The organism is Streptomyces gardneri (genome assembly GCF_006539185.1).
In the GTDB taxonomy this organism is placed as follows: Bacteria; Actinomycetota; Actinomycetes; order Streptomycetales; family Streptomycetaceae; genus Streptomyces; species Streptomyces gardneri.
Map to the genome: position 1 here is coordinate 25,370 of NZ_BJMN01000022.1, position 13,280 is coordinate 38,649.

General features: G+C 73.0%; 13 protein-coding genes. 4 read left to right on the plus strand and 9 right to left on the minus strand.

Translation table 11 applies throughout. The features are described 5' to 3' along the window. Positions 1–22: 22 nt before the first annotated feature. From hydA to SGA01_RS17610, 6 genes are all read right to left on the minus strand, one after another. Complete coding sequence (gene hydA / locus SGA01_RS17585; RefSeq protein ID WP_141297436.1) at positions 23–1,426, minus strand: dihydropyrimidinase; 1,404 nt, start codon at positions 1,424–1,426, stop codon at positions 23–25. A 28-nt stretch (positions 1,427–1,454) separates the two neighbouring features. Then, on the minus strand, positions 1,455–2,735 hold the full coding sequence (locus SGA01_RS17590) for an aspartate aminotransferase family protein (RefSeq protein WP_055640607.1): 1,281 nt from the start codon (positions 2,733–2,735) through the stop codon (positions 1,455–1,457). After that, positions 2,732–3,574 (minus strand): nitrilase-related carbon-nitrogen hydrolase, encoded by an 843-nt coding sequence (locus SGA01_RS17595; protein ID WP_141297437.1) that lies wholly within the window; start codon positions 3,572–3,574, stop codon positions 2,732–2,734. Before SGA01_RS17595 ends, SGA01_RS17590 begins: the two co-directional genes overlap by 4 nt. A 218-nt stretch (positions 3,575–3,792) precedes the next feature. Next, positions 3,793–5,064, minus strand: coding sequence for a UL36 very large tegument protein (locus tag SGA01_RS17600; RefSeq protein WP_141297438.1), 1,272 nt, complete (start codon positions 5,062–5,064; stop codon positions 3,793–3,795). Between the two features lie 103 nt (positions 5,065–5,167). Beyond that, positions 5,168–5,569 carry a PPOX class F420-dependent oxidoreductase gene (locus SGA01_RS17605; RefSeq protein WP_141297439.1) on the minus strand — a complete coding sequence of 134 codons (402 nt, stop codon included), beginning with the start codon at positions 5,567–5,569 and terminating at the stop codon, positions 5,168–5,170. 38 nt (positions 5,570–5,607) lie between these two features. Continuing rightward, on the minus strand, positions 5,608–6,012 hold the full coding sequence (locus SGA01_RS17610) for a winged helix-turn-helix transcriptional regulator (protein ID WP_141297440.1): 405 nt from the start codon (positions 6,010–6,012) through the stop codon (positions 5,608–5,610). A gap of 61 nt (positions 6,013–6,073) precedes the next feature. On the opposite strand from SGA01_RS17610, the gene SGA01_RS17615 reads away from it, so the two are divergent. After that, on the plus strand, positions 6,074–6,760 hold the full coding sequence (locus tag SGA01_RS17615; protein ID WP_229917857.1) for an NAD(P)-dependent oxidoreductase: 687 nt from the start codon (positions 6,074–6,076) through the stop codon (positions 6,758–6,760). Between the two features lie 49 nt (positions 6,761–6,809). Here the strand turns inward: SGA01_RS17615 and SGA01_RS17620 are convergent, their stop codons facing one another. Further along, positions 6,810–7,079, minus strand: coding sequence for a helix-turn-helix domain-containing protein (locus SGA01_RS17620; protein WP_141297441.1), 270 nt, complete (start codon positions 7,077–7,079; stop codon positions 6,810–6,812). Positions 7,080–7,111: 32 nt separating this feature from the next. Here SGA01_RS17620 and map point away from each other — a divergent pair, with 32 nt between their 5' ends. Continuing rightward, positions 7,112–7,879: a type I methionyl aminopeptidase gene (gene map / locus SGA01_RS17625; RefSeq protein WP_141297442.1), complete on the plus strand. Its 768-nt coding sequence runs from the start codon at positions 7,112–7,114 to the stop codon at positions 7,877–7,879. A 77-nt stretch (positions 7,880–7,956) separates the two neighbouring features. Here map and ggt read toward each other — a convergent pair whose 3' ends face one another. Further along, positions 7,957–9,771: a gamma-glutamyltransferase gene (gene ggt, locus SGA01_RS17630; protein ID WP_141297443.1), complete on the minus strand. Its 1,815-nt coding sequence runs from the start codon at positions 9,769–9,771 to the stop codon at positions 7,957–7,959. Between the two features lie 104 nt (positions 9,772–9,875). Between ggt and SGA01_RS17635 the strand changes: the two genes are divergently transcribed. Continuing rightward, entirely contained in the window at positions 9,876–10,610 is a 735-nt protein-coding gene (locus tag SGA01_RS17635; protein WP_141297444.1) for a hypothetical protein, read from the plus strand. Here SGA01_RS17635 and SGA01_RS17640 read toward each other — a convergent pair. Then, positions 10,561–11,817 (minus strand): cytochrome P450, encoded by a 1,257-nt coding sequence (locus SGA01_RS17640; RefSeq protein ID WP_229917860.1) that lies wholly within the window; start codon positions 11,815–11,817, stop codon positions 10,561–10,563. The two genes, SGA01_RS17635 and SGA01_RS17640, sit on opposite strands and share 50 nt — an antisense overlap. A 133-nt stretch (positions 11,818–11,950) precedes the next feature. On the opposite strand from SGA01_RS17640, the gene SGA01_RS17645 reads away from it, so the two are divergent. Beyond that, positions 11,951–13,204 carry a hypothetical protein gene (locus SGA01_RS17645; protein WP_141297446.1) on the plus strand — a complete coding sequence of 418 codons (1,254 nt, stop codon included), beginning with the start codon at positions 11,951–11,953 and terminating at the stop codon, positions 13,202–13,204. Positions 13,205–13,280 lie beyond the last annotated feature (76 nt).

Genomic DNA, 13,280 nt, shown 5'->3' on the forward strand with positions numbered 1-13,280 from the left:
GCGGGACCTCCTGGTTCGGGGTTCAGTTCAGGTACTGACAGGTGGAGCGGGGGGTGAAGGAGCCGTGTCCGGCGTGACCGACGTACTTCCGCTGGTCGATGACGAGTTCGCCGCGCGAGAGGACGGTCTCGACCTGTCCGGTGATCGCCTTCCCCTCGTACGCGGAGTAGTCGACGTTCATGTGGTGGGTGCTCGCGGAGAGGGTCTGGCGGGCGTTCGGGTCGTAGATGACGACGTCGGCGTCGGCGCCGGGCGCGATCGTGCCCTTCTGCGGGTAGAGGCCGAACATCCGGGCGGGCGTGGCGCAGGCGATCTCGATCCAGCGACGCCGGGAGATGTGTCCCTCGACGACCGCCTGGTGGAGGAGGTCCATGCGGTTCTCCACGCCCGGGAGGCCGTTGGGGATCTTGGAGAAGTCCCCGCGACCGAGGTCCTTCTGCCCCGTGAAGCAGAAGGGGCAGTGGTCGGTGGAGACCACTTGGAGGTCGTTGGTCCGCAGTCCGCGCCAGAGCGCCGCCTGGTGCTCCTTGGGGCGGAGCGGGGTGGAGCAGACGTACTTGGCTCCCTCGAAGCCGGGTTCCGCGAGGTTGTCGGTGGAGAGGAAGAGGTACTGGGGGCAGGTCTCGCCGAAGACGGGCAGCCCCTTGTCGCGGGCGGCGGCGATCTCCGCGACCGCCTCCTCGGCGGAGACGTGGACGACGTAGAGCGGGGCGCCGGCGACCCGGGCGAGCTGGATCGCGCGGTGGGTGGCCTCCGCCTCCAGCAGGACCTTGCGGACCTCCCCGTGATAGCGGGGGTCGGTCTCGCCGCGGGCGAGCGCCTGCTCGACGAGGACGTCGATCGCGATGCCGTTCTCGGCGTGCATCATGATCAGCCCGCCGTTGTCGGCGGAGCGCTGCATGGCGCGCAGGATCCGGCCGTCGTCCGAGTAGAAGACCCCCGGGTAGGCCATGAAGAGCTTGAACGAGCTCACGCCCTCCTGGACGAGCCGGTCCATCTCCTTGAGCGTGTGCTCGTTCACGTCGGAGAGGATCATGTGGAAGCCGTAGTCGATCGCGCAGTTGCCGTCGGCCTTGGCGTACCAGGTGTCGAGTCCCTCGCGCAGGCTCCGGCCGACGGTCTGGACCGCGAAGTCGACGATGGTGGTGGTGCCGCCCCAGGCGGCGGCGCGGGTGCCGGTCTCGAAGGTGTCGGAGGCGGCGGTGCCGCCGAAGGGCAGCTCCATGTGGGTGTGGGCGTCGACGCCGCCGGGCAGCACGTAGCGGTCGGTGGCGTCGATGGTCCGGTCGGCGGTCCAGCCGGCCGCCACGTCCGAGCCGTGGGCGGCGAGGGCGACGATCCGGCCGTCCTCGATCAGCACGTCGGCGTGGAGTTCGTCGGAGGCGGTGACGACGAGACCGCCCCGGACGAGGATACGGGTGCTCACGGGACTCTCCTGCCTGAGAAGGGGTGAACTACAGGGCTCCGAGTGCCTCTTCGAGGATCGCGGCGCCTTCCTCGGCCTCGGCGACGGTGAGCGAGAGCGGTGGGGCGATCCGCAGGACGCTGGTGTTGTGCCCGCCGCCCTTGCCGATGAGCAGGCCGCGCTCCCGGGCCGCCTCCAGGACGGCGGAGGCCGCCTCCGGGTCGGCCTTGTCGGTGCCCGGCTCGGTGAGTTCGACGCCGATCATGAGGCCGCGGCCCCGCACCTCCCGTACGGCGTCCACGCCCGCGGCCGCGGCCCGCACGCGCTCGACGAGGAGACCGCCGACGCGGCGGGCGTTGCCCTGGAGGTCGTGCTCCAGGAGGTAGGAGAGGTTGGCCAGGCCTGCGGCCATGGTGATCGGCGAACCGCCGAAGGTGGAGATGGAGTTGGCGTCGATGCAGTTCATGATCTCGGCGCGGGCGACGACCCCGCCGACGGACATGCCGTTCCCGATGCCCTTCGCGAAGGTGAGGATGTCGGGCGGTCCGGCCTGGCCGTGGGCCTGCCAGCCCCAGAAGTGGTCGCCGGTGCGGCCCCAGCCGGTCTGCACCTCGTCGGCGATCCAGAGGATGCCGTGCCGGTCGAGGACGCGCCGGAAGGCGGCGTACAGGCCGTCGGGCGGGGAGGTGAAGCCGCCGACGCCCTGGACGGGTTCGGCGATGAGGGCGGCGACGTCCCGGGTGTGGCCGAGGAGGTCTTCGAGGTCGGCGACGCAGGCGTCGACGAACCGCTCGTCGGTGTACTGGGCGTAGGGGCCGCGGTTGCGGACGCCACCGTGCACGTACAGCGTCTGGAGCGGGGAGAGGCCGGTCGGCGACCAGGAGCGGTTGCCGGTGATGCCGACGGTGGAGAAGGAGCGGCCGTGGTAGCTGTTGCGCATCGCGAGGATCTGGTTCGAGCGGCGGTACGCGGTGGCCAGGAGCAGGGCCGTGTCGTTGGCCTCGGTGCCCGAGGTGGTGAAGAAGACGCGGGCGTCGGGGATGCCGGAGAGGCCGGCGATCCGCTCGGCGAGCTCCACCATGGGCCGGTTGAGGTAGAGCGTGGAGGAGTGGATGATCCGCCCGGCCTGCTCGGCGACGGCCTTGGTGACCTCGGGCAGGGCGTGGGCGGTCATGGTGGTGAGAATGCCGCCGAAGAAGTCGAGGTACCTGCGTCCGTCGGCGTCCCAGACGTGGCGGCCCTCGCCGTGGGTGATCTCGATCGGGTCCTTGTAGTAGAGGGCGACCCAGTCGGGGATGACGGCCTTGTGCCGGTCGAAGAGGCTGCTCACGGACGCACCAGCCCGTCGTACGCGTCGGGGCGGCGGTCCCGGTAGAAGGCCCATTGCTGCCGCACCTGCTCGATGAGTCCGAAGTCGAGGTCGCGGACGACGAGTTCCTCGGTCTTGTCGGAGGCGACCTCGCCGACGAACTGGCCGCGAGGGTCGACGAAGTAGCTGGTGCCGTAGAAGTCGTTGTCGCCGTACTCCTCCTGGCCGACGCGGTTGATCGCGGCGACGAAGTACTCGTTGGCGACGGCGGCGGCGGGCTGCTCCAGCTGCCAGAGGTGGGAGGAGAGGCCGCGCGAGGTGGCCGAGGGGTTGTAGACCAACTGGGCGCCATTGAGTCCGAGTTGGCGCCATCCCTCGGGGAAGTGGCGGTCGTAGCAGATGTAGACGCCGACCTTGCCGACGGCGGTGTCGAAGACCGGCCAGCCGGCGTTGCCCGGGCGGAAGTAGTACTTCTCCCAGAAGCCCTTGACCTGCGGGATGTGGTGCTTGCGGTACTTGCCGAGGTAGGTGCCGTCGGCGTCGATGACGGCCGCGGTGTTGTAGTAGAAGCCCTCGCCCTCGATCTCGAAGACGGGGACGACGATCACCATCCCGGTCTCCCGGGCGAGGGCCTTCATCCGGCTGACGGTCGGGCCGTCGGGGACGGGCTCGGCCCAGCGGTAGTGCTCGGGCTCCTGGACCTGGCAGAAGTAGGGGGCGTTGAACACCTCCTGGAAGCCGATCACCTTGGCGCCCTGCCGGGCGGCCTCCCGGGCGTGTTCCTCGTGTTTGGCGATCATGGATTCGGTGTCGCCGGTCCAGGTCGCCTGGACGAGTGCGGCGCGTACGACGTCGGTCATGAGCTGCTCCTTCGGCACGGCGTCAGAGAGCCTCTACGCCCGTAGACGCGGGGCGTAGGAGGAGAACGTAAGCCCCGTCACACCCCGGAGCAAGACCACCGTCGCGAAGCGGCGGCGTCGATCATGTTTCATACCCGAGTGGTCCACGTCGGACACGTACCGACACGTACCGGCAAGTAGGGACACGCCCCCGTGAGGAGTGCCGCCGCCGCTCCGGATCAGGCGCCCGTCGCGCCCGACAGGCCCGCCACGCGCAGGGCGTGCAGCAGGTCGCGCTCCCGGGTCACGGACACCGCGCGCGCCGCGCCGAGGAGCTGGGGGACGAGTCCGCGCGGGTCCTCGCCCGCGAGGCGGGCGGCGTCCTCCGGGGTCCGGACCCGGACGAAGGCGGTGAGCAGCGCGTGCGCCTCACGGTGGTGGCCGTCGCCGCGCAGGGCGGCGCACGCCCCGGCGAGCTCCTCCACGGGGCGGGCCACGCCCTGCCGGAGGAGCTGGTCGCAGTCGGCGGCCCTGCCCGCGTCGGCGAGGACCCCGGCGACGGCGGCGAGCCGGCCGGGCGGCAGCGAGGCCGCCTCCCAGAGCAGGGTGGACCAGTCGGCGGCGAGGCCGGCCCGGTGCAGCTCGACGGCGAGGGCGGGCAGCCGGTCCGGCGGGCCGGTGAGCGCCTCGCAGAGCAGGGCGTGCGCCTCGCCGCTGCGGCCCCGGGCACGGAGCCGCTGGAGGGCGTAGACGGCATTGGCGGCGGCGCGGCCGGCCTCTGCGGGGGCGGAGGCCCCGCCCGCCGCGTCGGAGGCGGGGGCGGGAGCCCGGGTGGCCACGCCGGGTTCGCCACCGCCGAACCTCGCGCCCCGCGGGGCCGCTCCCCCGGTGGGCAGCACGGGAACGGCGACCGCGGCCGTCTGCTCCTCGGCGCTCTCCTCCAGCCAGGCGTACCGGGCGCCCCGGGGGCGGCGCTTGGCGGGCGGGGGCGGCGGCGGGGCCGGTGCGGTCCCCGCGGCCGCCCCGAGGCGGTCCAGTCGCGCGGTCAGTTCGGTGACGCGGGCGGTGGCCCGGGTGTGGTCGTCGCGGACCCAGGCGAGGTCGTTCTCCAGGCCGGCCGCCTCGGCCGCCCCTGCGGCGGCGCGGAGCCGCTCCCCCAGCTCGCGGGCGCGGGACTCGGCGTAGCGGCGCTCTTGCTCCATCAGGTCCCGGCGCTCGGCGAGGGCGGCGGCCCCGCCGGGGCGCCGGTCGTGGGCGGTGGCCGCCGCCGCGTACAGCGCCCCGGCCCGGGTGGCGAGCGGCCCGCCGGCGGGCTCACCGGCGTCCTGGAGCAGCGCCTCGACGACGTCCCAGGGGAGGATCTCCGCGCCGTCGAAGCAGGCCCGCAGCCCGTCCGGGTCGCGCTCGGCGAAGACGCCGTACCACCCGGCGTCCGGCCGGAGCCGGCCCGCGAGCTCCGTCAACCACTGCGCGAAGGCCGCTACTTCCACCGGGAGTTGATGTACCGTCATGCGATCCGCACCTGCCCCGCCGTCGACTGGAACCTTCCGGTCCGCGGGTATTGGACCGCAGTCGTGTTACGGGACGACTACGGTCCGTTTTCGGGCGGGTGCCTCACTCGGCGGATTCGGCGGAGCCCAGCCGCACGACGATTCCGGTGTGCGGGCGCTTGCCGAGCCGGACGATCATGGCCGGGACGTCGGTCAGCCAGTACTGCCAGGTGTACTTGCGCGAGAGCAGGCCCCGGATCCGGCCCAGCTCCTCCCCCTCGACCAGCCGGCCCTCGCCGGGGAAGCGCGTGGCGCCCTCGGCGATGTTGCCCCGCACGTCGCAGACGGCGAGCTCGACCCGCGGGTCGTTCCGCAGCCGCTTGACCTTCCAGGAGTCGGTGCGGGTCCACGCGTACAGCTCGGAGCCCTCCACCGCGTACCAGACGGGCGTCGCGACCCCCGTGCCGTTCTTGCGGAAGGTCGTCAGGCTCACGTAGCGGCCGCGCCGCAGTTCCTCGGGAATCATGCGCAGGAGCCTAGGGGGTGGCCATCCCGCATCCCGCACTACGCCACCGGGCTGCCCTGCTCGTACGAGGCGCGGGCCTCCGTGATGGCGGGGGCGTGGGCGCGGGCCCAGTCGCAGGCCGTGTCGAGCGGTCCGATGAGCGAGCGCCCGAGGGGCGTGAGGGTGTACTCGACGCGGGGCGGGTTCTCGTCGTGGACGGTCCGGGTGACGAAGCCGTTCCGCTCCATGGAGCGGAGGGTCTCGGTGAGGACCTTGGGGGTGATCCAGTGCAGGGGCACGCGCAGTTCGGTGAAGCGGCGGGGCGTGCCGTCCTCCAGGCAGCGCAGGACCATTCCGGTCCACTTGTCGCCGACGCGGAAGGGCTGGGCCGGGCTCGCGGCGCAGTCGGGGTCGTCGAAGCGGGCGGGGTCCAACGGCACGGTGGGGACGGGCTGATCAGGCATGGGGCCGACGCTAGCCCAGTACCGTTGAAGTAACCAGGGACCTCCGTTCTACGGTCCGGGCATGGACATCGAGAACGGCAACAAGGCCGACAGCAGCAACGACATCATGAGCATCGCGGTCTTCGGCGCGGGCGGGCGGGTCGGCCGGGCGGCCGTCGCGGAGGCGGTGGCCCGGGGCCACCGGGTGACGGCCGTGGTCCGCGACCCGGCGGCGTACCGCGATCTGGAGGGCGAAGGAGTCACGCTCGTACGGGGAGACGCGACGGACGCCGTCTCGGTGGCGGCGCTCGTGGCCGGCCACGACGCGGTGGTGCACGCGGCGGCCCGCCTGGACCTGCCCTCGGAGGAGTACTTCACGGCCGCGGCGAAGGCCCTGGTCGGCGGCCTGGCCGAGGCGGGGGTGCGGCGGCTGCTCACCCTCGGGATCGCGACGACCCTGGAGACCGCGCCCGGGGTGCGGCTCATGGACGCGCCCGAGTTCCCTGCGGCGTGGCGCGCCTTCGCCCAGGGGCACGTGGCCGAGTTCGAGCTGCTGTCGGCCGAGGCGGGGCCGGAGCTCGACTGGCTGATGGTGGTGCCGCCGCTGGACCTGAACGCGGAGGCGGAGCGGACGGGCGCGTACCGCACGGCCGTGGGCACCGTCGTCGAGGGGCCGGGCCGCATCGGGCACGCCGACCTGGCGCTCGCGCTCCTGGACGAGATCGAGCGCCCGCGCCACAGCCGGGTGCAGCTGGCCGTCTCCCTCTGAGGCCCCTGCCGGCCGTCCAGGCGGAGCCTGCGCCGTCGGACCGGCCCCGTCAGACCGGGGCCGGGGCCGGGGCGGGAGCCGGGGTGCAGAGCACCACCAGTTCGTCCATGGAGAGGTCGAGGACCCGGGCGAGGGCCGCGACGGTGAAGAAGGCCGGCGTCGGGGCCCGTCCGGTCTCGATCTTGCGGAGGGTCTCGGCGGACAGGCCGGCCGCGGCCGCGATCTCGACCATGGACCGCTCGCCGCGCGCCGAGCGCAGGAGGAGGCCCAGGCGCTCGCCGCGCTCGCGCTCTTCGGGGGTCAGGGGTGTGCGCACCATGACGCCATTCTAATACCGGTATAGTAATTGGCATGGTGGAGATCAAGACGAACGAGTCCCTGGCGGCGATGCGCGAGTCGGGGCGGGTGGTGGCACGGGCCCTCGCGGCCGTGCGCGAGAAGGCGGCGCCCGGTGTCGCGCTGACCGAACTGGACCGTGCCGCGCGGGAGGTCCTGGCGGAGGCGGGCGCCGGTTCGCCGTTCCTCGACTACCACCCGGACTGGGCTCCGGTGCCGTTCCCAGCGGTCGTGTGCCTCTCCGTGAACGACGCGATCGTGCACGGCATCCCGGACGACACCCGGCTCGCCCCGGGCGATCTGGTCTCGGTGGACTGCGGGGCCCTGCTCGGCGGCTGGGCGGGCGACTCGGCGATCAGCTTCACCGTCGGCCCGGCCCGGCCGGAGGACACGCGGCTGATCGCCGCGGCGGAGGAGGCCCTGGAGGCGGGCATCGCGGCGGCCGTCGTCGGCAACCGCATCGGCGACATCGCGCACGCGATCGGCCGGGTGTGCCGCGGCGCGGGCTACGGCATCCCGGACGGCTTCGGCGGCCACGGCATCGGCCGGACCATGCACGAGGACCCGGGCGTCCCGAACGAGGGGCGCCCGGGTCGCGGCATGAAGCTGCGGCACGGGATGGTGCTCGCGATCGAGCCGATGCTCATCGGCGGCGGCACGGACGACCACTACACGGCGCGGGACGGCTGGACGATCCGTACGCTCGACGGCTCGCGCGCGTCCCACGCCGAGCACACGGTCGCGATCACGGACGACGGTCCGCGCGTGCTCACGGCCCTGTAGGACGCGCGCCGACCGGACCCGCGTGCGGGAACGCGCGCCCGGTGGCAGCGCGCCCCCGTCGGACGCCGGGAGACTCCCTACCGGCCACCCGCGGGCCGGACCACCATCGCCGAGCCGCCGCCCCTGCGGACCGTCTCCGCTGCGGCCACCCAGCGGCCGTCGGGCAGCCGCTGCACACCTGTGGCCGCGCCGATCTCCGGGTTCTGCCGGAAGCCGTGCCCGATGCCCTCAAGCTCGGCCTTCAGCGGGCTGTTCCACAGGCCGGGTTCGAGTTCGGTGGTGGCCTGGTTGCGCTGGCTCGCGCGGGGCGCGGCGATCGCGTCGACGAGCGGCAGGCCCCGGTCGACGACCCCGGTGAGGGTCTGGAGGACCGTCGTGATGATGGTCGCGCCGCCCGGCGAGCCGAGGGCGAGGACGGGCCGGTCATGCCGGTCGAGGACGATCGTCGGCGAGATCGAGGAGCGCGGGCGCTTGCCGGGCCCGGGCAGGTTCGGGTCGTGCACGGCCGGGTTCGCCGGGGCGAAGGAGAAGTCGGTCAGCTCGTTGTTGAGCAGGAAGCCCCGGCCGGGCACGGTGATCCCGCTGCCGCCGGTGGACTCGATGGTCAGGGTGTAGGCGACGACGTTGCCCCACTTGTCGGCGGCCGTCAGATGAGTGGTGTTCTCGCCCTCGTACGTGGTCGGGGCCGCGGTCCCGCCGCTCGCGCAGGGCGCGGGGTCGCGGGGGTCGCCGGGCGCGAGCGGGCTGGTCAGGACGGCGTCGTCGCGGATCAGGCAGGCGCGGGAGTCGGCGTAGCGCTGGGAGAGCAGTTCGCGGGTCGGCACGGACTCGAAGGCCGGGTCGCCGACCCAGCGGCCCCGGTCGGCGAAGGCGATCCGGCTGGCCTCGATGAACCGGTGGAGATAGCCGGCCGGAGTGGCGGTGGCGAGGTCGGTGCCCTCCAGGATGTTGAGCGCCTCGCCGACGCTCGTACCGCCGGAGGAGGACGGCGCCATGCCGTAGACGTCGAGCCCGCGGTACGCGATCTTCGTCGGCTTGCGGAACTCGGTGCGGTACGCGCCGAGATCACGCACCGTCAGGTCGCCGGGGCGGACGGTCCGGGTGGCGCCCTCGCGGACGGGGGGCTTGCGGACGGTGTCGACGATGTCCCGGGCGAGGGGCCCCCGGTAGAGGGCCCCGATGCCTTCGCGGCCGAGCGTCTCGTACGTACGGGCCAGGTCGGGGTTCTTGAACACCGAACCGACCACGGGCAGTTGGCCGCCGGGCAGGAAGAGCTCGGAGGTGGCCGGGAAGTCGCGGAACCGGGCCTCGTTGGCGGCGGTCTGGGACCGGAAGGTGGGATCGACGGTGAATCCCTCGCGGGCGAGCCGCTCGGCGGGCGCGAGGAGGGTGGACAGGCGTTTGCTGCCCCAGGCGTCGAGGGCGGTCTTCCAGGTCGCCGGGGTGCCGGGGGTGCCGACGCCGAGGCCGCTGGTCATGCCCTCCTCGAAGGGGATCGGCTTGCCGTTCTCCGTGAAGAGCTTCGCGTCGGCGGAGCGGGGTGCCGTCTCCCGGCCGTCGACGGTGTGGACCGTACGGCTCTTGGCGTCGTAGTACACGAAGTAGCCGCCGCCCCCGATCCCCGCGGAGTAGGGCTCGGTGACACCGAGCGCCGCGGCGACGGCGACGGCCGCGTCCACGGCGTTGCCGCCCTTGCGGAGGACCTCGATGCCGGCGGCCGAGGCGTCGGCGTCGACGCTGGCGACCGCTCCGCCGTAGCCGACCGCGACGGGCTCCTTGACGGGTGGCGGCGGGGCAGCCGGCGGCGACTGGGCCGGGGCGGCGGCGCCCATCGAGAGCACCGTCGCCGCGATGGCGACAGCGGAGACCATTCCAGCGGCGGAGCGACGCATTCCTACCTCCAGTCAACGACCGTCCGCGCAGCGTAACTTCCTCCCGCCCCTTCCGTCAGGACCGCCTCGAACAAGGGACCGGTCCGCCGATAGCATGCGCGCCCATGAACGAAGACGTGCGGAACATCGTGCTCGGGGTCCTGGCGACCGGGGTCAGCGCCTCCTTGGGATGGCTGGCCCGCACCTACCTCTGGCGGCGGGGGCTCCGCCGCAAGCAGGCCTTCTTCGGCCTGCCCTCCGGCTCGGAGTGCCTGCTCGTGGTGAACCGGCTGGCCGGCAGCGAGCGCAGCGTGCACGCCACCGATGTCTCGGCGCTGCTCGAACTGTCGGCGCTGGTCAAGGACTGCGGGGCACGCACCCGCATCGTGCAGCACGACACGGCCCGTCAGGGCCTGGGCGAGATAGCGGAGTTCTGCATCGGAGGCCCCTACTCCAACCGGCGCATGGCAGCCCATCTGCCGAACCTGCTGCCGGGACTCACGATGAACGTCGAGCAGGAACCGAGCGAGGACCGGGGGATGCTCACCGTGGCGGGCGAGACCTACCGCGCCGAGTGGGGAGTGACCGAGTACGTCGTCCTCGCCCGCCTCACCCGCGGCGAGGGCGTCCGTCCCGTGTTCCTCCTCTGCGGCCAGGCCGCGGTCACCAATCAGGCCGCGGCGAGACATCTGGCCCGCCACCACAAGGAGCTGGCCGGCAAGTACGGGGCGGACGGCTCCTTCGCGCTGCTCCTGAAGGTGGTCAACTCGCAGGCCTACGGCCCCGACGTCGTGGAGCTCGTCGCCGACGTCACACGGGCCGCGCTGTCGGCTCCTTCAGCCACACCGGCAGCGACTTGATCCCGTTGATGAAGTTGGACACCAGTCTGCGGGGCGGCCCGGCGAGCTCCACGCCTCCGCAGGCCGCGCGCGCCTCCTCGTACAGCACCCGGAGCTGAAGCCGGGCGAAGTGGGCGCCGAGGCAGACGTGCGGGCCGTCGCCGAAGGAGACGTGCGGGTTCGGGCTCCGTCCGAGGTCGAGGCGGTGGGGTGCGGCGAAGGCGCGCTCGTCGTGGTTGGCGGAGGCGTGGAAGACGACGACCTTGTCGCCCGCCGCGATCGCCTGCCCGGCGAGCACGGTGTCCCGGGCGGCCGTGCGGCGGAAGGACAGCACGGGCGGGTGCACGCGCAGGAGTTCGTCCACGGCCGTCTCCATGGAGACCTTCCCGCCCCACAGGCGGGCCTGCTCTCCGGGGTGTTCGGCGAGGGCGAGAAGTCCGCCGGGGGCGGCGCTGCGGACGGTGTCGTTGCCGGCGACGGTGAGCAGGAAGAAGAACATCTCCAGTTCGGCGTCGGCGAGTTCGGAGGTGGCGAGCGAGGTCATCACGTCATCGGCGGGGTGCGTGCGCTTGTACGCGGCGAGTTCCTGCGCGTAGCCGAACATCTCGGCGAGCATCGCGGGCGACCGGGGGTTGACCGGCCGCCCCTCGGCGTCGAGGACGGGGGGCTCGTCGGGGTCCTGGTAGGCGATGACCCGTTCGGTCCAGGCGTGGAGCAGTCCCCGGTCGCTCGCGGGGATGCCGAGCAGGTCGGTGAGGTTGAGCAGGGCGTAGTCGTCGGTGACGGTCCGGACGAGGTCGACCTCGCCACCGGTCGCGACCGCCTCCCCGATCAGGCCTCGGGCCCGCTCCCGTGCGGTGGCGGCGAACCGCTCGATCCGTCCCGGCGTGAAGGCCCGGCTGACGAGCCGCCTCAACCTGCCGTGTTCCGGCGGGTCCTGGTTGAGCATCATGCGGCGGATGAACGGCAGGTCGGCGGGGTCGGGGTCGCGGATCTGAGTGGCACCGAGGGACGAGGAGTACGTGCGGGAGTCCTTGAGCACCCGGACGACGTCGGAGTGGCGTGTGACCGCCCAGAATCCGGGTCCGGCGGGCCACCCCAGGATCTCCGGCTCCGCCTGCCGGGCGACGGGCGCGTGGTCGCGCAGCGCCCGGAAGCGGTCGTGCGGGATCCCGGCGGCGTAGATCCGCGGGTCGAAGACGTCCGGCACCTCGCTCGCGTCCCCCACCGCGCCTCCCGTCAGGAGTGGTCCAAGGGTGATGACGTATCCATCATGACAGCTCAGGGGCGGTTTTCGTAGGACTGATCGCACAGTCGCCGAGCCTTGTCCGGCCCCTTGCCCGGCTTCCAGAATCGCCGTCATGAATCACTCCGAGAACGTCGATCACGATGCGGTACTGCGGGCGCGGACGATGCTCCTCGGGTCGGGCCGGCTGTCCCGGTCCCAAGAGGTCGAGGCCTACCGGGTGCTGGCGAAGGTGAGCCCGGCCGCCTATCTCCCGAAGCTGGTACAGGCGTTGACCTCGTACTGCTACGAGCCGGGGTTCCGGAACCGTCCGGACCTGCGGATCGTGGTGCACGCCGAGCAGGTGGAGGCCGCACGGGCCCTCGACACCTCCGAGCCGCAGGGGGCGAGGCTCCTCTGCTTGGCCCTGCACTCGTACCAGCACGCGCTGTTCGCTCTCGGACGGCGCGCCGAAGGGCTGGCGGTGTGCGAGGAGTTGGCCGCGGTGGCGCGGCACAGTCTGGATCTTCGGGGCGCGGCGAGGAACGGGTTCGGGGGCCGGCTGGCGGCGGTCCTGGCCGAGGAGGGGCGGCACAGCGAGGCGGCGGACGTCTGCGCGCTGGACGCACGGGCCGCGCGGTCCGGGCCTTCCTTCGGCGACCTGGTGGCCTGGTCTGCCGCGCTGGATGCCGCAGGGCGGCACCAGGAGGCTCTGGAGGTGCGCGCCCGGCTCGTGGACGACACCCGACGCGAGGCCGAGGAGGGCTCGGCGCCGCGGGCCCTCGTCGTGTGGGCGCTGGTCCACCGCTCCAGGATGCTCGACGCCGCCGGGCGCGGCGGCGAGGCGCGCGCGGACCGGCAGGAGGTCCTCGCCCTCCTGGCCCGGCTCGCGCGGTCCGGCGACTCGAGCGATCCTGGCGACCTCCTCGCGCGTTGGGCGACCCTGCTCGCCCTGTCGGGCCGGGCCGTCGAGCCGGCCGGGTCTCGGGAGGCACCGGGGCCGCCGCTCGGCCATGAGCTCCGCGACTGGTCGAACGACACCTTCAGGGCGTACGTCGACGGCATCCCCGCACGCGCGGCGGAGGGCGACGACCCGCCGCTGGACACCCCGGCACTCGATCACCACCGGCTGACGCTCCGGTCGGCGCTCTTCGAGGTTCGGCACCCCCGGACCTACGAGGAGACGCTCCGCCCGCTCTTCGACGAAGGTGTCGCGCTCGCCCGCCGACGGCCGGCGGATCCGAGCGCGTGCGCCCGCGCGCTGACCGACCGCTCGACGTTCCTGGTGGCCGTCGAGCGGTACGAGGAGGCGCACGCCGACTTCCGGGAAGCCGTTGCCCTCCTGGACTCGGAGGCCGCCACCCCGACCCCAATCGTTACCCGCACGTAACTTACTCACTGGTTACCCCGGGTACGACCTCGCGGTTACCGTCGGGTCACTTTCACTGCCCCCCATCAGTGCCCGT